This window comes from Devosia insulae DS-56 (genome assembly GCF_000970465.2).
Lineage (GTDB): Bacteria > Pseudomonadota > Alphaproteobacteria > Rhizobiales > Devosiaceae > Devosia_A > Devosia_A insulae.
This window is the reverse complement of sequence record NZ_LAJE02000272.1, coordinates 1-20,728: the sequence shown is the minus strand read 5'-3', so window position 1 is coordinate 20,728 and position 20,728 is coordinate 1. Positions and strand designations below refer to the sequence as shown.

Sequence of the window (20,728 nt, the reverse complement as noted above, 5' to 3'; positions counted from 1 at the left end):
ATGAGTTTTTTCGACACCAGAGAGCGTGCCGCCAATGCCAATCCGGCGCCGGATGAGGCGATGGTCTGGATCCCTGGCGGCACGTTCAGCATGGGATCGGACGCGCATTACCCGGAGGAGGCGCCGGCGCATCGCGCCAGGGTCAACGGCTTCTGGATGGATCGCCACACCGTCACCAATGCCGAGTTCGCGGCCTTCGTCGCCGCCACCGGCTACGTGACGCTGGCCGAGCGGCCGGCCAATCCCGAGGACTATCCGGGCGCCTTACCGGAGCTGCTGCGGCCATCCTCGACGGTGTTCAGCCGGCCGCTCGGGCCGGTCGACATGCGCAACCATTACAATTGGTGGAGCTATGTGCGCGGCGCCGACTGGCGACACCCGGGCGGGCCACAGACCGGCATCGCCGAGCTCGGCGAGCATCCGGTGGTGCACGTGGCGCTCGAGGACGTCGAGGCGTATGCCGGCTGGGTCGGCAAGCAGCTGCCCACCGAGGCGGAGTGGGAGTTCGCGGCGCGCGGCGGGCTCGAAAAGGCCGAGTATGCCTGGGGCGACGAGCTGACCCCTGGCGGGCAGCACATGGCCAATACCTGGCAGGGGGATTTCCCCTATCTCAACAGCGCTGATGACGGCTTTGAAGGCACCGCGCCGGTCGAGAGCTTTCCGCCCAACGGTTTTGGGCTCTACGACATGGCCGGCAATGTCTGGCAGTGGACCGCCGACTGGTACGCCGCGCACCGCGACGCGCACCTCGCCATCAACCCGACCGGCGCTTCGCGCGAAGCCAGCTTCGATGTGCGCCAGCCGGGGGTACGGATTCCGCGCAAGGTGACCAAAGGCGGCTCGCACCTCTGCGCACTGAACTATTGCCGGCGCTACCGCCCCGCCGCGCGCATGGCGCAGCCGGTGGACACCTCGATCTCGCATCTGGGGTTTCGGTTGATTGTGCGTGCCACTCCTGGTTGAGGGAGGGCGGCGGTCCTTCCGGGCCACCGGACGCAAGGCGGAGTGCCTTCTCCCCTTGTGGGAGAAGGTGCCCGAAGGGGCGGATGAGGGGTATCTCTCCGCGTACTTCGTCGCTCGTCGCTTCGCTCCCATCGCGCACCCAAACGGCCGCGGGACCCCTCATCCGGCCTTCGGCCACCTTCTCCCACAAGGGGAGACGGCGATCACATCGGGCAGCGGTGCCAGCAGTATCAGTCGGTCGGGCCCTCACACCCGATACACACACCTGAAGCCAATATCGTTTGTGGTGTGGTTGGCCAGTTCCGGTTGCCGCGGTGCCGGGCGGTAGCGGTGGTTGAGGTTGCGGGCGCACAGGTGCGATCCGCCCTTCAGCACGCGGCGGATGGCAGGCGCGGCGCCGAGCCGTGGGTTGAGCGGGGCGCAGCAATCCATCGGCTCGCTGCTGTCGCTCGCCTCCAGCCAGGGGTCGGCCGTCCATTCCCAGACATTGCCGATCATGTCGTAGAGGCCGTAGCCATTGGGCGGGAAGCTGCGCACCGGCGAGGTGCCGGGATAGCCGTCCTCGACCAGGTTCTCGTAGGGGAAGGCGCCCTGCCAGACATTGGCCATCTGGCGGCCACGCGGCGTCAGCTCGTTCCCCCAGGCATAGTCGGTGCCCTCGAGGCCGCCGCGCGCCGCGACCTCCCATTCGGCCTCGGTCGGCAGCGCCTTCTGGCACCACGTGGCGTAGGCCAGCGCGTCTTCATACGAGACGTGCACCACCGGGTGCTCCAGGCGGCCTTCGAGGTCGCTGCCGGCGCCGTGCGGATGCCGCCAGTCGGCCTCCGGCACCTGCCGCCACCAGGTGCCCCATTGCCGCAAATCGATCTCCGGTCCCGGCGCCTCGAACACCAGCGAGCCACGCCGGCTGCGCTCGGCGGTGGTTTCGTAGCCGGTGGCGTCGACGAAGGCTTCGAAGTCGATATTGGTCACCGGCGTGGTGTCGATCCAGAAATCGCCGACCGACACCGCTCGCCGCGGCGCTTCTTCTGGATAGAAGTTGTCAGCACCCATGCTGAAGCTGCCGCCGGCGACGAAGCGCATGTCTGTCGGCACCGGGTTGATCGGCAGCTCGGGGGCAGGGCGGAACATATCGAGCAGCATCGAAATCTCCTCTGATCCAGATATCGGCGCGCCTCAGGGCGCGAACACCGTGGCCCAGTCGTCCTTCATGGAGACGACGTGGAAACCGTATTTCTCGGCAGCGCCGAGCGAGAAATTGTCGGGTTCGGCATAGGCGAACTCGCGCGCCGCATCGTCGTGGTTGATCAGGAGCTGCAGGCTGGGGCCGTCGCGATCCCGCGAATAGCGCATCATGGCGATGTCGCCGCCGCTCAGCACATTGCCGCCAACCAGCAGCGGCCGCTTGCCGATCGCCTGGTTGATGGTGGGGGGCTTACCCTCCTTGTCGTTGATGTGGTCGATGCTGTCGCCGACCACCAGTTGGCTCCTGCCGTCGCGCTCAGTGAATTTGGTCACCAGGGTGGTGCCCATGACGCGTTCGACCGGAATGCCGAAGGCTTGTTCCGAGAAGCTGCGGGTGAACAGCAGGGGGCTGCCGCTGCAGATCCAGACCGTAAAGCCGTTGGCCTCGAGATAGTCGATCAGCTCGAGCATCGGCTGGTAGGGTTTGACGCCGGCGAGCTTGCCATCGGCGCTGCGCAGCTCATTGCCGAGATCCGCCGCTGCCTCGTCGAGCGTCCGGCCGGCGATGGCGGTGCTGATGAGCTCGACCATGCCGGCCTCGCCGGCGGCAGCGAGCGCCTGCCTGTCGCCCTTTAGGAAGGCTGCAATGGTCGAGCGCTCGGCGATCGAGGGGTCTTTCGCCACCGCTGCCTTGATGCCGTCGACGATCGGGGCGAGCGCGGCAGGCATCGGCTTTTCGACGATCAGCGTGCCGTCCATGTCGAACACGGCGATGCGGTCGACGACCGGCACGAAGTCCGGGCCGCCCTCGGTGGTGATGCGGGTGACGAAGTCCTCGATCGCGGTGGTCGTCGCGGTGTCGTTCCACGATGGCAGGGCGGGGGACTTGGCCAGCACCAGGGTTGACGAGATGAAAGCGATCACCAGGGCGATGGCGCAGACGGCCAGCATGGTGCGAAAGGTCGAGCGGTCGGGCCGGGCAGGCATGGTTCACTCCTCGTCGCCGCGGCGCGCGGCCTCAGTCGCGTCGGCGATCGCCGACGGCAAAATGCCGTGATACCGGGAGCGTCGGCCCGTGAGCTCCGGCGGCAGGGCAGGGGCGTCCGGTGCGAGGCACCGGTTCGGCAATAGGTGTGAAGCAGGCGCAGATGCGCCGGAACGAACTATCCGCAGCGGGATGGCGGCGCTCAACCTGAAACTAGGCGGAGTGTTGCTGCGGAATTAATTGTTTCGGAAAACTCGATTACAGGTCGATGTTTGCATCGCAGGTAGCCGTGCGTTCGCCGGACCTCAGTGGCTCACCCCTCATCCGGCGCTACGCGCCACCTCCGGGCGAGGGCTACGCCCTCGTCCCGCGACCCGACGGGGAGAAGAAAACGGAGAGTGCCGCGATCACCCACTGTTCCTCTCCCCGTCGGGGAGAGGGTGGATCGGCCGAAGGCCGAGACGGGTGAGGGGTGAGCCTCCATGCCTCAACACCATTGGAAGATGATCCCGATCAGGGTGGCACGACGAAGGTCAGGCCGCTGCGCAAACCCCAATCGGGACCACCCTCGGGCGCCGCCAGGTAGGCGCGGGCGCCGATCTGCCACTTCAGGGTCTGGCCGCCGGCCTCGAACACCTTGGAATAGCTGAGGTTCAGCGGCACGGTCCATTGCTCGCCGATCCAGTCGTAGCTGCTCTCGAGGTTGGCCGAGAGCGTCTGGCCGTCGCCGAGGGCATAGTTGATGAACGGCTGCAGCTGTAGGAGGCTGACATCGGCGCGGTCCGGGTCACCGGCAACCGACCAGATCTGTGTCGCCAACACGCCGATGCTCACCTTGCCCATGCCGTAGAGCAGCAGGCCAGTCGGGCCGACGCCGAACTTGCCGGTGCCGAGTCGATCGTCGGTGGCGGTGGGGAGGAGGAAAGCCGGGCCGATGCCCCAGACCAGCTGGCCGGGCTTGGCCGGGGTGATGAAGAAGCTCTGGGTGACGTCGCCGAGGCCGAATACGTCATCGGGATAGATATCGGTCTGGAACACCAGCGGCGCGATGGTGCGGGAGATGACGTTGAAATCGGCGTTGAGCTGGAAGGGGATCACCGGCTGAGCCTTGAGGGTGTAGCTCAGGCCATCGCCGTCGGGCCCAGCACCGTGGTCGAAATCGAACACGAACGGGATCGAGGTCACCGGTGCCGCCGGATTGGACAACTGCTTGGCCATCTCGTCGGCGTTTTGAGCCAAAGCGGCGGCCGGGAGGCCGCAGAGAGCGCAGACGGCGAGGGGGCTAAGGCACCGCATGATGGCTCTGTCCGCTGAGTGACGTCCGGCCCTGCTGGAAGGGCACTCGCGCTGCTTTCCAGATGCAACACGCTCGTATCCGGGACTCATCCTGGCCACCCCCGCACCTTTTGCTGTTCGCAAGTCAGCCGTGCTTCATCCGCAATGTCAACAATACAGACCGGTGTTACCTTCCCATCTCCAAGAAAGAATAAAGCATTATCTGAACATTGACCACTTGTTGGTGCGTAACCGTACAGTGATTGTACGTTGATATGCTATCTGAACTTACTGATTGACCGGCAGTTGCTGGCGCGCGTAGTCTCGATGTTGAATGTCGATGGACATTTGCCTCGCTGCTGGTGGTGCCGTCGCAGGCGCCCCGCAGGCAGAAGCCTCCTCCAGCACATCATCGTCTCAGGCGCCCTCGGGCCGGCGCCCGGTGGATCCGAGAGTACGCGCGGCAGATGCCTGCCGTCTCCAGATCCCTGCCACCGGCCGCTGCAGTGGCCATGGTAGCGGCCTTTCCGTGTCCGTCCGATCAGCGGGCATCGGTGAGCGCCACGAGGCCAGCCGCGAGTGGAGGCTCCCTCCTCCCCCCTCCTCATTCGCTGTGGCCCCGTGGCGCTCGTTCTCCCCAATCATTGTTGCTACAAGCCTTAGAACGTCCGGCCTTTGTACGCCATGGCACAGATGTACAAAGGTTAGATCTGTGACCTTGTGGTTGCCATGCCAATAGCAGAAGTCCGGTAGCGTACAGTGTCGCCAGAAAATTGATTGAACAACGGCTAGAAGTGAATCTCTAGGATTCTGACTTTCATTAATACTTGGCTATAGCGTCGAACCTGTCGGACGAAGTTGAGATGTGAGGCCTTGGCTTCGTTCGGTTCGACCAACGGCACAACGTTTCCAGGTGGCTCCCCATCGCTGACTCGCGAGCCCCCAAGGCCACCACAGACCGATGCAACCCTCGGTCGGAAACAGCAAGCGGTCGATAGACCATCCGGGCGGAGGCCCTGCCGTCCGGATGGTCGCCCCTTCAGCCGCGTTCGCGCCGCGTTCAGCTCCAGGGCCGCAACACGATCCAACCCCCCGAGCTTGGAGATACGTTTATGCGTAGGAAGTTCGTTGGCCTGTCGGCGATGCCGGCCCTGTGCGGCCTGTTCGCCATCGCGCCCGGCCCGATCCTGGCCCAGGATGCGGCGAAAAAGGCAGTCGCGCCAATCGAGGCAGCGGCATCCGCCGACGTGATCGAGCCGGCCTCGGTCGAGGCGCTCAAGAGCATGGCCGCATACATCGCGGGCCTCGGCGCCTTCAACCTCGACAGTACGTTCGAAACCGAACTGGTGCTCGACAACGACCAGAAGGTCGGGATTGGCGGCACCACCAGCTACGAAGTGAAGCGCCCTGACGGGTTGAAGGTCGAGCTGGTCGGCGATCTCGGTTCGCGTGAGTTCATCTATGACGGCAAACTGCTGACCGTGGTGTCGCCGACCGACGAGGTCTATGGCCAGGTCGACGTGGCGCCGACCATCAAGCAGATGCTCGAGCAGGTCGCCTACCACCTCGATATCGAAGTGCCGCTGGCCGACCTGTTCGACTATGGCACCGAGGACTCGGTGGTCGACAAGATCACCGAAGGGTTCCTGGTGGGGCCGGCGACCATCGACGGCAAAGCCAGCAAGCACTGGGCCTTCCGTACCGACGGCAAGGATTTCGAGGTGTGGATCGCCGATGGCGATGCGCCGGTACCGCTGAAGATCGTCATCGATGACGACACTCAGCCGGCGCGTCCGCGCTTCGAGGCCAACCTCGCCTGGACCGCGGATGCTGCTCCTGATGCAGCCGACTTCGCCTTCACCGCTCCCGCCGGCTACCAGCAGATCGATTTCCTCGCGGCAACCTCCGAAGTGGAGAAGACCAAATGAGCAGCAAGCCCACTGCATCTCTCGCGCGCCGCTCCGGCGCCCTGGTGACGGCCGCGGCGCTGCTCGCCATCGCCCTGTCGGCGCCGGCCTTTGCCCGCGGCGGGCACCTGGGTGGTGGCGGCCACGGCGGTGGCGGCCACGGCGGCGGCAATATGGGGTCCCATTTCTCCGGCGGTGGCGCCGGCGGGCATCATGCTCCCGGGATGCGCCCGGGGCAGGGTGGGGCCGGCACGCACCATCCGGTGCCGCCGCACCCGCACCCGCATCCGCACCCTGGGCCGGGACCGCATCCGCATCCTCCTGGGCCACATCCGCTGCCACCGCCGCCCCATCCCTACCCGCATCCGTGGGTGCCGGGCGCGCTGGTCTGGGGCGCCGCCGTCGCCGACGACATGTGGGACGATCTCGACGTGGTTTATGCCCTGCCGGGCAATTGCGAGATCGTCACCGTCAACGGCAACAAATACGCCCATTGCGGCGGCGGCTGGTACCAGAAGGTGTTCCACGGCAGCCAGGTCGCCTACGTCGAAGTCCCGGCGCCGCAATAGGGCGACGGGACTGCAGCAGGGCCTTTGCTGCACCAAACGTCCGGCGCCCACGGTGCCGGTTCGAACGAGGCACCCCGACGGTGCCGCCTCACAGCTGAATTCTCCGCTGTCCGGAGCCCGGCTCTGGTCACGCGGGGCACGGCATCGGATGAGCGGCACCTCCCAACTCCCTTCATCCGATTACGAGCGTCGCCGAGTTCGCCGCATGGCATCGGCCAGCTCCAACCCGACGGGCCTGTGACAGGGCCTGCAGTGAGGCATGAAAGGAACTCGGAAATGACCTCTATCGTGAAGATGACGGTTCTCGGCGGGATCGCGCTCCTGACCATCGGCGCCATGGCGGCGCCGGTGCTGGCCCAGGATTTCGGCCTGGGCCGGGACCCGGACCAGCCGCGGCTCTGCCTGCGCTTCGACAACAAGTCGCTGGTCTCGACCGCCGATGAAGGCCAGGACGCCTATGACCGCGCGGCGGCGCTGGGCAACCGGTGCTTTGCCAACTTTCCCCGGCTGAACCAGAGCGTGACGATTCTGCCGGCGCCGAGCGCCAGCGCGGCGAACAATGCCGACTATTACTTCCTCACGCCCGAGCAGCGCCGGCTGATGGGGATCGGCAACCCGAACCCGGATCTGCCGAACTGACCCTTAACGGGGTCACGGTACTGATGCCGCGGTTGCCTCAAGCACCGCGGCATCGGCAGCGCCGGCCTCCGCCAAAAGCTGACGGACACCAATATTGGCAAGCTTCCGCTAATATCACCACAATTGACGCGCAGAGTTCATCTGTTGCACGACGAACTGACGCCTCGCCATTTGCCTCGCGTCACTTCCCGGCATCAAGCCTGCCTCACATCTGAATTCTCCCCCGCCTGGAGCTTGCTCCCGGCTCGGAGCAAGCCATCGGATGTGTGGATCGCCTACGGGCACCCCGGTTCTTCTCATCCGATCACAGAGGCCTCTGCGGAGGCCGAACGAGCGTAGCCGAGGCCGCTTCCGCGGCACCGGCCGGCTCCAACCGCCGGGTCCATGTTCGGGCCCGGAGTTCGTGAGGCATGAAAGGAAACTCGGAAATGACCCCCACCCTGAAGATCACCGCACTGAGCGGGATCGTGCTGCTGAGCCTTGCTGCGATGGCAGTGCCCGCATCCGCCGAACGGCTGTGCCTGCGCTTCGACAACAAGTCGCTGGTTTCCACCTCCGACGAAGGACAGGACGCCTATGACCGCGCCGCGGCACTGGGCAATCGCTGTTTCAGGAACCAGGCTCGCGGCGGCGTGACGATCCTGCCGCCACCAAAGGCCGACTCGCGCAACGGCAACGACTATTACTTCCTGTCGCGCAGCCAGCGCGAGCTGCTGCACCTCGCCGACTAGAGCTGTTGCATTATGCAATGCCGCCGCACCTTCCCGGCGCGGCGGCATCGCCGCGTTCAGAGCGATCCGCGTTTCGAGGTCCTGGTGATTCTGCTGCTGCAGGTATCGACCCAGACCAGGTAGCTCGCGGCCCCCTTGGTGGCACTGGCTTGCCAGGTGTCGCCGATCGGGCTGTTGAGCTTGATGTTGGAGTAGCCTTTGCCGGCAAGGAACTGCCGCATGCGGTGCGAGGTCATGCACGGTTCGTCGTCATCATCATCGTCGTCATCATCGGTCAGCGAGTGCTGGGCCAGCGCCGGAGGCGCCATGGCGAAGCTCGCCAGGGACAGGGTTGCGAGCGTGGTGAGCGCCAGGGCGGCGGCTATGCGCGGGTCGGTCATGCCAATCTCCTTTGTCGACAGCGGAGCAAGGCATGGCCTCACCCGGTCGAACGAGCGGCGGCAGCGACGGGCCTGCGGCGCTGCGCCCGGGGATGAGGCATACCGAATCTATGTCAGCGCGCGATTGTCGTAGTGGCGGAACGCATGCAGCGTTAGCGAAAGGTAAAGGCGGCGCCGCCAAGAAATCCGCTGCTACATCGGGCCCCAGCGGACAGCCCAAGGAAAGCGGCATTTCCACCGTTATTTCCAGCGTGCGAAAACGATACATGACGTCGATCCGTATTTCTGTCGCAATTCATTTCTCAGGCTTCGTTCGAGGGGGCGTTGCCGATTCCGGGGGTAATCGAATTGACTGTTGCCTTGATCACCTGCCGTGCGTGATGTAGCGTTCTGGTGCGTTGGCAGTATCAACGCTGCGACTGTGCGAATTCGTACAGTTCGACAAAAGTATTTGGTAGAGTTTGCGGCGTATTGCAGGTAATGCCTGCAGTTTTTGAGGCATATCGCCGAGCAACAACCTGTTGCCAGGGACCGGCGATCAACAAGGCGGCAGAAGCCGCCAGCGCACGGACCGCTGCCCAGCGAGGGTAGTCGCGGCGCGAGAGGGAATCTGCGGGGGGCGCAGTTTCACCTGACATTGTTGGTTTTGGCATGAGCAGTCGCCCATGACCATTTGTTGCGGCGCGTTGCGCCGGCCCTGAGTAGGGAAACAACTGGCTGGGCGCTGCGCAAAGCAGGAGCGCAGGCGCTTGTCTTTTCTGTCACCGCGGTTCGAAAATGGGCTGTTGTCGCGCCTGTCTGTAGAGGACGTGGCGCTGTTGGGGCCGTTGGAGCGGGTCGAGCTTGCTCCGCACAACGCGCTGGAGGTCGCCAACCGCAGTGTGGAGTCGATCTACTTCATCGAGCGCGGCTTCGCCTCGGTGGTGGCCGACGATGCCGATGGCGGCATCATCGAGGTCGGGCTGATCGGACCGGAGGGAATGACCGGCCTCGCGGTGGTGCACGGGGTCGACCAAACCCCGTTCAGCACGGTGGTGCAGGGCGGCGGCACGGCGGTCCGCGTCGACCCCGAGTACCTGCGCGCTGCCCTCGCCGACAGCCCGTCGCTGCATCAGCTGTTCATGCGCTACGCGCAGGCCTTCGCGGTGCAGGTCGCCTCGACCGCCTCGGCCAATGGCCGGCTGCTGCTGGAGCAGCGGGTGGCGCGGTGGCTGCTGATGGTGGGCGATCGGCTGGGCGAGTCGTTCCAGATCACCCATGAGTTCCTGTCGGTGATGCTGGCAGTGCGCCGCGCCGGGGTAACCCGGGCGCTGCAGGATCTCGAGGCCCGCGGCCTGATCCGTACCATGCGGGGGGTGGTGGCGATCATCGATCGCGCCGGCCTCGCCGAGTTCACCAACGGCGCCTACGGCCTCGCGGAGAAAGAATATGCCAACCTGCTTGGCCCGGAGAGCGAGGCAGAGGTGGTTGAGGCGAAGGAGCCCAAGCACTATCGCAAGGTGAATTATTAGGGCGCTCCTCGTTTTGGGGAAATCGTGGAGAGCCCATCGGAATGCGATGCGCCATCGTCAGCGATCTTGCGTCCCCTCTCCCCAGAGGGGCGAGGGGGCGGTGGGGCACCGCCAGCTCAAGACCGGACACAAAGTGCGAAGGGCTCCTTGCGGAGCCCTTCTTTCATTGCGCCGATGGCTCGCCCTACTTCGCGATAATCATCGCCTCGAGCTTGGCGAGATCGGTCGGCAGCTCGGTATCGCCGGCCGGCAGGCCGTTGACCGAGAGGATGTAGGCGACGAGGTCGGCGTAGGTTTCGTCGCCCAGTTCACCCGGCCGCGAGGGCGGCATGCGGTCGTGGGTGTGGGTGTAGAGCGCGCCGACGGTCTTGCCGACCCACTTGCCTTCGAAATACGCCCCAGCCAGCGGCGGGCCGTAATTGGCGCTCACCAGGTCCGGACCGTGGCAGGAGACGCAGTTGGCGTCGTAGGCGGTCTTGCCGCGCGCCGCCTGCTCGGCAGTGAAGGTTGCCGGCTCGCCGGCCGCAGCCATAGTCGCCGCCTCAGCGGCCGGAGCCGCCTCGGTGTTGGTCGCGGCGGCAGTGCCGTCACCCTCGCCGGTATAGGTGTAGACGAGGATGGCGCCGGGGTTCTTGAGCTCGGTGCCAGCGCCGCCATCCATGGTGCCGACTAGGCCGCTGACATCGGTGGCGATGTACATGGTCTTCATGTCGGGGCTGAGCGCCATGTCGCGCAGGCGGTTCTCGGACTGGAAGTAGCGCTCGATCGGGCCGGCGGCGGTCTTGCCGTCGGGCCCAAGCGGCACGCGGTAGATCGAGCCGCGCTTCAGCGTGGTGACCAGCAGCGAGTTCTCCCAACCCGGGATGCCTTCGCCGGCTGCCGGGAAGTAGGCCTGCATGGAGGACGTGGCGACGGTCGGCCAGCAGATGAAGTCGATGCCGCCGCAGGCCGGGTCGGTGAAGTCCCAATCGCTGGGGACAGTGAAGAGCGTTGCAACCGGGTCGTGCTGCTGGCCCGGCCAACTGGTTTCATCCTCCACCGGCACCGACGGATCGATGGTGATGTCGGAGAAGGTCAGTTGCGCGCAGGGCGTGGTGGCCAGATCCCAGCGGGCCATCTGGTATGCCTTGTCGTCCTTGAAGCCGACGACATGCGGCCAGCCATAATTATCGCCGCCGACCAGCACGTTCACTTCGTCATCGGTTTTCGGACCCTGTTCGGAGGCGTAGAGCGTGCCATCCGGGCCGAAGTCGATGCCCTGCATGTTGCGGTGGCCGTAGGTGAAGACGTGGCTTTTGACGCCGTCGATTTCCGGGTTGTCCTCGGGGATAGAGCCGTCGAGGTTCAGCCGCAGTGATTTGCCCTGATAGGCGATCCAGTTCTTGGCCGCGAGCTCATCGGCGGTCGGCAGGCGCTGCGCCTCGATCGGGATACACCAGTTGCCGAGCTGGCCCTTACCGCCATCGCCGATGGTGTAATAGAGCTTGCCGTCGGGGCCGAACTTCAGCCGGCCGGAATTGTGGTCGTTCTGGCCGGGCATCCCGGCGATGATCACCTGCGGATCACTCAGCGTGCCGGAGGCCTTGTCGTAGCTGAGGCGGACGATCTTGGCGAAGAGGTTGGCATAGGGGCTGAACGGGTCCTTGACCCACTCATGCTTGGGCAGCTCTTTGTCCACATAGGTATAGGCGGCATAGACGTAGTCGTTGCCGGTATCCTTGAGCAGGCCCGGGTCGAGCGCCATGCCGAGCAAGCCGTCCTGACCGCCGGGGGCCGACACTTCCTCGATATCGATCGCCACTTGCTTGGTGCCATCGGCCGGGTTGACGCGGGTGATCTTGCCGCCGACACGCTCGGTCAGCCACAGCCAGTCATCGGGACCCCAGGTGATCTCCCATGGCCCCTCGAAGCCGTTGGTGAGCTCTTTCATCTCGAACTGCTTGGTTCCAGTGACCGCCGAGTCGGGCGTGCCCTGGGCATGGACGAGCGACGTGCTGGCCACGAGCGCGAGCAACACGCCGGCGATTCCGGAAAGCGATCTCATAGGATTGTCCCTTCTGGTGGTTGACGCTTAACGCCAGGATGGTGACGAGGTTCCGATAGCCCGACGCCCCAGCCTGCCTCAGCTGGCGCGACAGGATCGTGAACGTTCCGAGCAAATAGTGGCGCAAGCGGTTTTCAACCGTTTGCGCCACGTTACCAGGTAGTGCGCCAGCGGCGGGCGCAGCTAGAGATCGTGCTTCCAGCCGAGGATGCGCTCGGCCTTTGACGAGTTGAAGAAGGCTTTGCGACCGCTGAGATCGCCCTTGATCGGAATGCCGGGAAAGAACTTCTCAGCCGCCTCGAGGCTGGGGATGTCGAGCGTGGTATCGGGGGCGACGATGTAGAACGCCTCGTGCCCTTTGAACTTGCCCTCGAGGCTCATGAGGCATGCCCGCGCCGCGGCGTCGAAGCGCGTATAGGCGAAGAGGTGCTTCTTCGGCGAGGCCGAGTTGGGGGTGAAGTTGCGGGCCGCCAGCTCGCGCTCCGGCACCACCCAATGGAAGCGCATCGAGGCGATGGAGATATCTTCCCAGCGGCGGGCGAAGGCGTCGGCCTGGGCTTCGCAGATCCATTTCGAGAGGCTGTAGGGCTCCTCGGAATAGTTGGCGTGTTCCTCGTCGATCGGCAGGTAGTCGTAATGCGGATCGCGGCTGTAGGAGTGGCCGATGGCGTTGACGCTCGAGGCCTGGCAGATGCGCATGATGCCGTTGTCGACGGCGGCCTGCAGCGCGTTGTAGCTGCCCACCACGTTGTTGTTGTGGACGACGTGATCGGGGTGCCGGCCCGGCGACGGGATGGCGGCCATGTGGATCACTGCGTCGCAGCCGGCAAAGGCTGCAACGAGCTTTTCATACTCATCCATGTCGGCCTGGATGAAATGCAGGTCCTTGGTCTCTTCGGTCTCGGGCGCCGCGACGCGGTCGATGCAGACCAGATCATGGCCTTGCTTGCGCGCTTCGGTGATGATGGCGCGGCCGACGCCGCCGGACGAACCGGTGAGTGCGATCTTCATTTTGATCTCTCAGCTCGAATAGACGGCTTCGTGGAGGCCGCGGATATAGCCGATGGCGTAGAGTCGGCCGAAGGCGGAGTAGCCGGCGTTCTCGTTGCTGTCGCCCTCGACGGTCGGGACATGGTCGGGGCGCAGCACGCCCTCGAAATCGATGTCCTTATAGGCGCGCATGGTGGCGAGCATGTCGGTCTTGCCGGCGTCGTGCCAGGTTTCGTGGAAGTTGGTCGGCACGCCCTCGACGTCACGGAAATGGACGAAGCTGATCTTCTTCTTGCCGAAGCCGCGGATCACCTTGGGCAGGTCGTCGGTCATCAGGGTGAAGTTGCCCTGGCAGAGCGTGATGGTGTTGTAGTCCGACGGCAGCATGTCGACGAGGCGCTGGAAGTTCGGCACCGTGCGCATGATGCGGGAGACGCCCTTGATCGGGGTGATCGGCGGATCATCGGGGTGCATCGAGAGCTTGACGCCGGCCTTCTCGGCCACCGGCAGCACGCGGCGCAGGAAATATTCCAGCGTCTCCCAGAGTTTTTCCTCCGAGATCGGCGGGTTCGAGGTGATGCTGTCGGGCACGTCGTTGACGTTGAAGGCCGTCACCACCGAACCGCCGCGGCTGGGCAGCGCCATGTTGGTGCGCACCCAGTTGAAATCGGTCATCCACTCGTAGCACCAGACCGGGATGCCGAGCTTGCCCATATTGGTAAGCAGCTCGCAGACCACGTCGATCTCGGCGTCGCGGCCCTCGAGGCCACGCTTGGCGAGGTTCAGCGGCGGCCGGCTCTCGATGACCCGGATCTCGTAGCCGCCCTTCTCGTACTCGTCCTTCATGCGCGTGAGCGCCGAGAGCGACGACACCCGCTCGTTGGCTTGCAGGCTGTCGAAGGGCAGGCCGGCGACGGCCAGGTCAACGCCGCACTGCTTGGCGAGCTTCCAGACGGGTGAGTATTTCGGAGGGATGACCTCAGCGATTTCGAGCATGTCGATACGATCTCAAAAGTTGGTGCGGCAAATACCGGGCCGCGGGTGGACGTAACTGTGCCGGCCGCGATGAACGGCCGGCGCTATGGCTTTGCAGCCCCCAGCCTTGGTGGGGACAGGCCTTTGAATGGGCTCTAGGGCGTCGGCGCGTTCGCCTTGAACTCGGCCTGCGATTCCTTGGAGCGGACCGAGTGCTGGCCCCATTTCTGATCGAGGTTGGGCCACGGGATCGAGTCGACGAGGAGCCTGGTGTAAGCGTGCTGCGGGTTGCGGATCACCGTCTCGACGTCGCCCTTTTCCACCACGTCGCCGCGATAGAGCACCGTGATGGTGTCGGCAACGTGGTAGGCGGTGGTCAGGTCGTGGGTGATGTAGATGATCGTCACGCCATGGTCGCGGTGCAGGTTCTTCAGCGATTCCAGGATGTTGGCGCGGAGCGAGGCGTCCACCATCGACACCGGCTCGTCGGCGATCAGCAGCTTGGGCTTCAAGAGCAGAGCGCGGGCGACGTTGATGCGCTGGCGCTGGCCGCCCGAGAGCTGATGCGGGAAGCGGCCGAGCACGTCCTCGGGGCGGAGGCCGACGGCGGTCAGCGCCTCGTCCATCTTGTTGCGCGCGTCCTTGCCGGATTTGGCCAGCTTGAACTGCTTGATCGGCACGGTCAGCAGGTGGTCGACGGTGTAGAACGGGTTGAACACCGCGAACGGGTCCTGAAACACCGCCTGCACTTCCCGGCGATAGGCCATGCGCTCGGCACCACGGAGCGTCGTGATGTTCTTGCCGCGATAGAGGATCTCGCCGGTGGTGGGGGTGATAAAGCCCAGCACCAGCATGGCGAGCGTGGTCTTGCCCGAGCCGGACTCGCCGGCGACGGTCAGGATGGAGGGATCGTTCTCCGGCAGGATCAGGTTGAACTCTTTGAGCGCAACCTTGGCATGCGCGGACAACAGGCCGCGCTGGTAGACCTTGGTGACGTTGCGAATTTCCAAGAGGTTGGACACCGGCTCAGCTCTCCTGGTCGTAGATATGGCAGGCGACGAGACGCCCGCCCGGCAGCACGTTCACTTTGGGCTTTTCGGAGCGCGAGCGATCCGAGGCGAGCGGGCAGCGCGGATGGAAGGCGCAGCCCGAAGGCAGGCGGAGCAGCGAGGGGGCGAGCCCCGGGATGCCCTTGAACTGACCGCGGTTGTCGAGGGTGGGCAGGCTTGAAATCAGCGCCTGCGAATAGGGGTGCTTGGGATCGGTGAACATCTCGCGCACCGTCGCCACCTCGACCAGCCGGCCGGCATACATCACCGCCACACGGTCCATGGTCTGGGCCATCAGGCCCATGTCGTGGCCGATCAGGATGACGGCCGAGTTCAGCTCATCCTGCACCTTGTCGATGGTTTCCATCACCTGGCGCTGGGTGACCACGTCGAGCGCGCTGGTCGGCTCGTCGGCGATGATCACTTCGGGGCGCAACAGGATGCCGATGGCGATACAGACGCGCTGCTTCATGCCGCCCGAGAGCTCGTGGGCGTACATGTGGAACACGCCGGGATCGAGATCCACCGACTTCAGGGCCCAGACGCAGCGATCGTTGATCGCCTGGCGGCTTTCGCCGCTGAGATGCGACTTGATGGCGTCGACCATCTGCTCGCCGATCCGGGTGACCGGATTCAGCGAGTTCATGGCGCCCTGCGGGATATAGGCGATCTTGCTCAGCCGCGCCTTGCGCATGCCTTCGTCGTCGAGCGACTGCAGGTCGGTGCCGCCGACCCACACATGGCCGCCTTCGATCCGCCCGGGGGGCTTGATCATGCGCATCATGGCAAGGGCCAGGGTGGATTTGCCCGAGCCGGACTCGCCCACCATGCCCATCTTCATGCCGGCTTCGAGGGTGAAGCTGACGCCGTCGAGGGCGCGGGCGCGACCGAGGTCGGTGTAGTAGGTGACCACCAGGTCCTGGACCCGCAGGATGGGGCTGGCGCCCGCCGCGGCCGCATTGCGGCTCGAGGCGTTTTCCGTGGTTGCAAGGTTCATCGTCATTACTCCGTCTTGCGCACGCGCGGATTGGCCAGTTCGTCGAGGCCCATATTGATGAGGGCGAGCGAGGCGAGGATCAGGATCATCCCGATCGACGGGGCGATCGGCCACCACCACCAGCCGTTGAAGAAGGCGCCCTGCAGTTGTGCCGCCCAGATGATGTTGCCGAGCAGCGGCTCCCGCAGCGGCCCGAGCCCGAGCACCGCGAGGTAGAACGAGGCGAACACGGCGGAGAACACCTGGCCGACGAAGGCCGCAGCGATGAAGGGCAACAGGTTGGGCAGGATTTCCTTGAAGATGATGGCGATGTCGCCGACACCGGAGAGCTTCGCCACCGAAACGAATTGTCGCTCCTTCATGGTCAGCACCTGGGCGCGGATCACCAGCGTCGGTCCCATCCAGGCCAGCATCACCACGATCAGCGCCATGGTGAGGATGGTGACATCGCGCTTGTCGAGCGAGCCGGCGACGACCACCTGGATCAGCAGCACCGGGATCGGCGTGAGGATCTGGCAGATGGTCCGGATGGTCGAGTCGATCCAGCCGCCGAAATAGGCCGAGGTGAAGCCGAGGACGACGCCGATCAAAGTGCCCAGTCCACCGGCGACGACGCCGATGACGGCGGTCTGCCACATGCCGACAACCATCGCCGCCATGAGGTTGCGGCCGAAGAAGTCGGTACCGAACGGGTATTTGAGGCTCGGCGGTTGCTTGGTCGCCACCGACAGCGGATAGGCGTGCTTGGGGTTGATGGTGATCAGGCCAATAACGGTGAACAGCACCAGCCCAATCAGAATGACCACGCCGACGGCGAGACCCCGATTGCGGTTGAGGTAACGCAGGAACAGCGTGAGGCTGCTCGGCTGCTCCATTGCGGTGTCTGCGATTGCCGGTGAGGTTGCGGTAACGGTCGTCAATTTTCCGGTTCCTACTGGTTGCGGACGCGGGGGTCGAGCAGCGGATAGATGAACTCGAGCACGGCCATCAGCACGGCGATGGCGATGGTGATGAACAGCACGATCCCGTAGATGACAGGGAAGTCATTGGAGCGGATGGCGTTGTTGAGCACTTGGCCCAGCCCCGGAAGGCCGAAGAGCTGCTCGACGACCAGTGCCGAGGTGACCAGGGTGCCCAAGGCCAGCGCGAGGCCGGTCACCTGCGGCAGCAGGGTGTTCCTGAGGTAGTAGTCGCGGAAGATGCGCCCACCGGTCAGGCCCTTGTGCTCGGCGAAGTTGACATAGTCCTCGCCCTGGATGGTGACACCCATGCCGCGCATCGACAGCACCCAGCCGCCGACCGAACCGAGGACCAGCGCCAGCGCGGGAAGCATCTGGTGGCGCAGCACGTCGACGGCAAAATCCCAGGACCAGTTGGGGACGATGCCGATCGAATAGGGGCCGCCGAGCGGCAGCAGCTTCAGCCGGAAGCCGATGAAGAACAGCAGCAGCACGCCCATGATGACGGGCGGCACGCCGGTCAGCAGCACGAAGGGGGTGGCAATACCGCGCAGCCAGCGTGGCGACTTGGGCCAGGCCGAGATGGCGCCCAGGAGGTTGCCGATGATGAAGCTGAGAATGGTGGTGAACAGCAACAGGAAGAAGGTCCAGGGCAGGGCCTGGGAAATGATGTCGGTCACCGTCGCGGGGTAGCGGTTCAGCGAGTAGCCGAAGTCCATCCGGATGATGTTGCCGAGATAGGTCCAGTACTGCTCGAGCAGCGGCTTATCGAGGCCGAACTGCTGGTTCATGTTGGTGATGAGCTTTTCGATGTCGCCTGGGGCAAAACCGCCGGAGCGCGCCAGTTCGGCGAAGCGTTCGCGCAGCGCGTTGCGGGGGCTGAGGCGGGGGACGAAGAATACAATCGTGGATGCGGCCCAGATGACCAGAACCAGGAAGGAAAGGCGCTTGGCAATCAGCTTGAAGTTCACTCGGGTCATCTCCGGCACGGTGACTAGTGGAGGGGTGCGCGCGGACGCGCACCCCGATAGCGGAACTTCAGTTTACTGCGCGCCGGACGGCTGCAGCGAGGTGATGACCAAGAGGCCAGTGTGGGCCCAGAATGCGCCGTTGGTGCCCATTGCGGGGTTCTCGGCGGTCGGCCAGTTCTTCCAGTAGTGCTGGTTGTAGGCGATGCGGTGCAGCCACTGGATGATCGGGATATCGATCTGGTCACGCCAGTAGATACCCAGAGCCTTGGCGGCGCCTTCCTGGAACTTCGGATCGTCCGACGAGAGCGGGGCGATTGAGTCGAGGATTTCGTCGTACTCGGGGTTCTTGTAGCGCGAGAACCGGTTGTTGCCGGCCGAGGTGCCGATGGCTTCGCTGTACTTGCCGTGGAAGAGGTTGAGGGCTTCGAACGGGTCGTAGAGCGATGCGCCGTGGCCGAACATGTAGAGGCCGGCCTTGCCGTCCGCCATGTTCTGGTATGCATCGGGACCGAAGTTGATCGCGGCGTCGAAGCCGCCCTGGCGGAGCATTTCAACCAGGATCGGCACGATGTCGGAGTGGATGCCTTCGAAGCCCTGGATGGTGGCGTCGATGGTCTTGCCATCCTTCTCCCACAGGCCGTCGCCGTTCAGCGTGAAGCCGGCCTCGCCCATGAGCTTGGCGCTCTCTTCGGTGTCGAACTTGCGCGGCTGGTACTGCTCCTCGAGCGCCTTGACGGCGGGCGTGTCAGCAAAGGCCTGCAGGTTCGGGTAGAGCGGGAACGGATAGATCGTCGCGATCGGAGCGCCTTCATACAGGATGTCGTTGATGACATCGCGGTTGATGACGAGGCTCATCGCACGACGGACCTTGGGGTCGCTGTAGGGCTCGAGCTGGGTGTTCATCCACAGCGAGTTCGGCCACCAGTCGAGGTAACCAAACGGCGATTCCGAACCGGTATGCGTGGTGATTTCCGGGTTCTGGGCAAGGATGTTGCCGATAACCGAGGACCGCATGTCGAGGGCGGAGTCGAACTCGTTGTTCACGACGCGCTGGGCGACGGTGTCCATCGAGACGCCGGTGATGTTGGCGATGATGACGCGCTTGACTGCCGGCTCGGCGATACGGCCGGCCTTAACGGCCCACCAGTCGGGACGGTAGTCGAAGATCTTCTGGTTGCCGTTCCACGCCTTCAGGTCATAGGGACCGGAATGCGGGATATCGATCGAGCCGGGTTCCATATTGACGTCGGGCTTGGACGACAAATAGTCGGCCGGGACGATCGGGATACCGGTATCGAACTTCTCGGTCAGCACTTCGAACTTGAAGCGCGGCGCCGGGGACTTGAAGTTCACCTTCACGGTCAGGTCGTCGACGATATCGGTCGAAGAGACGAACTGGGTGAAGTGCGCGTTGTAGGGCAGCTTGGAATTGTTCAGCTGGCCATCGAAGGTGAACTTGACGTCCTTGGAGGTGACGGGCGTGCCGTCGGACCACTTGGCGTCCTTGTTCAGCTTGATCTCAAGCGCAGTGAAGGTGTCGTCGGTGTATTCCATGCTGTCGGCCAGCCAAGGAACATACTCGCCCTTGAAGATGGCGAAGTACATCAGCGGCTCCCACATGAAGGCGTTGCCTTCCTGGTGGGTGTAGCCGGGCAGGGCCCACGGGTTGGTGACGCCGATCGGCGAAGACAGCGCAACACCCCAGCCGAGAACGACGGTCTGGTTGCGCGGCACTTCCGGAAGCGGAGTCGCCGGGGCGATTTCCTTGGGTGCTGTGGCAGCGAGCGGGCTTTGCGCCAGCGCTGCCAGCGGCGATGCCATGACGCCGAGCGCCAGCAGTGCCGCTGTGATTGTTCTACGTTTGACCATGTGACAGAGTCTCCCTTGACTGTCGACGAAAGCTAAAGGTCGCCTTGAGGCGACAAACGTTTGAATTGTGGGTCCCATCGACCCGGTTAAGCCCCACACCTCCCCAAGATAATCTTGTTATCCTGCGATCGTTCTTCGGGCGGTGGGCGGTCGGCCGGCCGGCGGATACGGGGCACCAAGGGTGCCGTTGTTCCACGTTGATGCGCGACAGAGCCTGAATGTTCACCGATCTCCTGCTGAAAGATCGGGGGCCGTACGAGCCTCGCGCTGGGGCGCCGAGCCGCGGTTCGCGGATGTTTCGGCGCGCAGGTTTCTGTCGGCTGCCTGAGGTCAGGAAGCCGTTCCGCCACTCATCGCGTTACGCTGGTACTGCCCATTGGACAGTCAGATCTTGCCCTGCGGCATTGGCTTGGCGTCTCCCCCACCAGAGCCGGCAACTCCCTCCAGAGCGCCCGGCTATTTCTCCCAATATTCTCAAGCGTTAGACGCGCGTCGGGGTTGAGTCAACAGCTGGAATGGTAGTTCAGACGGCCCCCGGCGCAGGAAATCCGCTCGACATCTCGAAGCGCTTTGAATGTGCGGGGTTTTTTGGATCGGCGCAAGCTGTGTATCAATCCGCAAAAATAATGTGCGATCGGGAAGATAGGCGTGCATCGAGGTGGGAATCTCGTCGTTCGGGTTGTGGGGGAGGTCGGAGCGGGAGCCTGTGCCGCCGGTGCGGGCTGACCC

18 protein-coding genes are annotated in these 20,728 nt (G+C 64.4%); 6 read left to right on the top strand and 12 right to left on the bottom strand.

Translation table 11 applies throughout. The features are described from left to right. On the top strand, nucleotides 1–963 hold the full coding sequence (locus VW23_RS19120) for a formylglycine-generating enzyme family protein (protein ID WP_069911139.1): 963 nt from the start codon (nucleotides 1–3) through the stop codon (nucleotides 961–963). A 246-nt stretch (nucleotides 964–1,209) separates the two neighbouring features. On the opposite strand, the gene VW23_RS19115 is transcribed toward VW23_RS19120, so the two are convergent. From VW23_RS19115 to VW23_RS19105, 3 genes are all read right to left on the bottom strand, one after another. Continuing rightward, nucleotides 1,210–2,106 (bottom strand): formylglycine-generating enzyme family protein, encoded by an 897-nt coding sequence (locus VW23_RS19115; RefSeq protein ID WP_244513661.1) that lies wholly within the window; start codon nucleotides 2,104–2,106, stop codon nucleotides 1,210–1,212. Nucleotides 2,107–2,139: 33 nt separating this feature from the next. Beyond that, nucleotides 2,140–3,135 (bottom strand): HAD family hydrolase, encoded by a 996-nt coding sequence (locus VW23_RS19110; RefSeq protein ID WP_084646315.1) that lies wholly within the window; start codon nucleotides 3,133–3,135, stop codon nucleotides 2,140–2,142. 511 nt (nucleotides 3,136–3,646) lie between these two features. Next, a complete protein-coding gene (locus VW23_RS19105) occupies nucleotides 3,647–4,351 on the bottom strand; it encodes a transporter (RefSeq protein ID WP_244513659.1) in 705 nt (234 codons plus the stop codon). A gap of 1,169 nt (nucleotides 4,352–5,520) precedes the next feature. Between VW23_RS19105 and VW23_RS19100 the strand changes: the two genes are divergently transcribed. The 4 genes from VW23_RS19100 to VW23_RS19085 all read left to right on the top strand — a co-directional run bounded on the left by VW23_RS19100 (nucleotide 5,521) and on the right by VW23_RS19085 (nucleotide 8,254). Then, complete coding sequence (locus VW23_RS19100; RefSeq protein ID WP_069911137.1) at nucleotides 5,521–6,336, top strand: DUF2092 domain-containing protein; 816 nt, start codon at nucleotides 5,521–5,523, stop codon at nucleotides 6,334–6,336. Continuing rightward, on the top strand, nucleotides 6,333–6,884 hold the full coding sequence (locus tag VW23_RS19095) for a hypothetical protein (RefSeq protein WP_069911136.1): 552 nt from the start codon (nucleotides 6,333–6,335) through the stop codon (nucleotides 6,882–6,884). The genes VW23_RS19100 and VW23_RS19095 overlap by 4 nt, the downstream gene beginning before the upstream one ends. A 276-nt stretch (nucleotides 6,885–7,160) precedes the next feature. Next, nucleotides 7,161–7,523, top strand: a complete 363-nt coding sequence (locus VW23_RS19090) for a hypothetical protein (protein ID WP_069911135.1) — start codon at nucleotides 7,161–7,163, stop codon at nucleotides 7,521–7,523. A gap of 428 nt (nucleotides 7,524–7,951) precedes the next feature. Next, nucleotides 7,952–8,254 (top strand): hypothetical protein, encoded by a 303-nt coding sequence (locus VW23_RS19085; RefSeq protein ID WP_069911134.1) that lies wholly within the window; start codon nucleotides 7,952–7,954, stop codon nucleotides 8,252–8,254. Between the two features lie 56 nt (nucleotides 8,255–8,310). Here VW23_RS19085 and VW23_RS19080 read toward each other — a convergent pair whose 3' ends face one another. Continuing rightward, nucleotides 8,311–8,634 carry a hypothetical protein gene (locus VW23_RS19080; protein WP_069911133.1) on the bottom strand — a complete coding sequence of 108 codons (324 nt, stop codon included), beginning with the start codon at nucleotides 8,632–8,634 and terminating at the stop codon, nucleotides 8,311–8,313. A gap of 749 nt (nucleotides 8,635–9,383) precedes the next feature. Here VW23_RS19080 and VW23_RS19075 point away from each other — a divergent pair. Further along, nucleotides 9,384–10,145, top strand: coding sequence for a Crp/Fnr family transcriptional regulator (locus VW23_RS19075; RefSeq protein WP_069911132.1), 762 nt, complete (start codon nucleotides 9,384–9,386; stop codon nucleotides 10,143–10,145). Nucleotides 10,146–10,329: 184 nt separating this feature from the next. On the opposite strand, the gene VW23_RS19070 is transcribed toward VW23_RS19075, so the two are convergent. From VW23_RS19070 to VW23_RS19035, 8 genes are all read right to left on the bottom strand, one after another. Beyond that, nucleotides 10,330–12,189 (bottom strand): glucose/sorbosone family PQQ-dependent dehydrogenase, encoded by a 1,860-nt coding sequence (locus VW23_RS19070; protein WP_176730439.1) that lies wholly within the window; start codon nucleotides 12,187–12,189, stop codon nucleotides 10,330–10,332. A 183-nt stretch (nucleotides 12,190–12,372) separates the two neighbouring features. Continuing rightward, entirely contained in the window at nucleotides 12,373–13,200 is an 828-nt protein-coding gene (locus tag VW23_RS19065; RefSeq protein ID WP_069911130.1) for an NAD-dependent epimerase/dehydratase family protein, read from the bottom strand. A 9-nt stretch (nucleotides 13,201–13,209) separates the two neighbouring features. After that, nucleotides 13,210–14,175: a mannonate dehydratase gene (locus VW23_RS19060; protein ID WP_069911129.1), complete on the bottom strand. Its 966-nt coding sequence runs from the start codon at nucleotides 14,173–14,175 to the stop codon at nucleotides 13,210–13,212. A 134-nt stretch (nucleotides 14,176–14,309) separates the two neighbouring features. Beyond that, a complete protein-coding gene (locus VW23_RS19055; protein WP_069911128.1) occupies nucleotides 14,310–15,176 on the bottom strand; it encodes an ABC transporter ATP-binding protein in 867 nt (288 codons plus the stop codon). 4 nt (nucleotides 15,177–15,180) lie between these two features. Beyond that, nucleotides 15,181–16,200 carry an ABC transporter ATP-binding protein gene (locus VW23_RS19050; protein ID WP_069911148.1) on the bottom strand — a complete coding sequence of 340 codons (1,020 nt, stop codon included), beginning with the start codon at nucleotides 16,198–16,200 and terminating at the stop codon, nucleotides 15,181–15,183. A 5-nt stretch (nucleotides 16,201–16,205) separates the two neighbouring features. Beyond that, a complete protein-coding gene (locus VW23_RS19045) occupies nucleotides 16,206–17,075 on the bottom strand; it encodes an ABC transporter permease (protein ID WP_069911127.1) in 870 nt (289 codons plus the stop codon). A 56-nt stretch (nucleotides 17,076–17,131) separates the two neighbouring features. After that, the gene (locus VW23_RS19040; RefSeq protein ID WP_244513657.1) at nucleotides 17,132–18,130 is read right to left on the bottom strand and encodes an ABC transporter permease; all 999 of its coding nucleotides are present in this window, start codon (nucleotides 18,128–18,130) and stop codon (nucleotides 17,132–17,134) included. Nucleotides 18,131–18,202: 72 nt separating this feature from the next. Beyond that, entirely contained in the window at nucleotides 18,203–19,999 is a 1,797-nt protein-coding gene (locus VW23_RS19035) for an ABC transporter substrate-binding protein (protein ID WP_069911125.1), read from the bottom strand. Nucleotides 20,000–20,728: the final 729 nt, after the last annotated feature.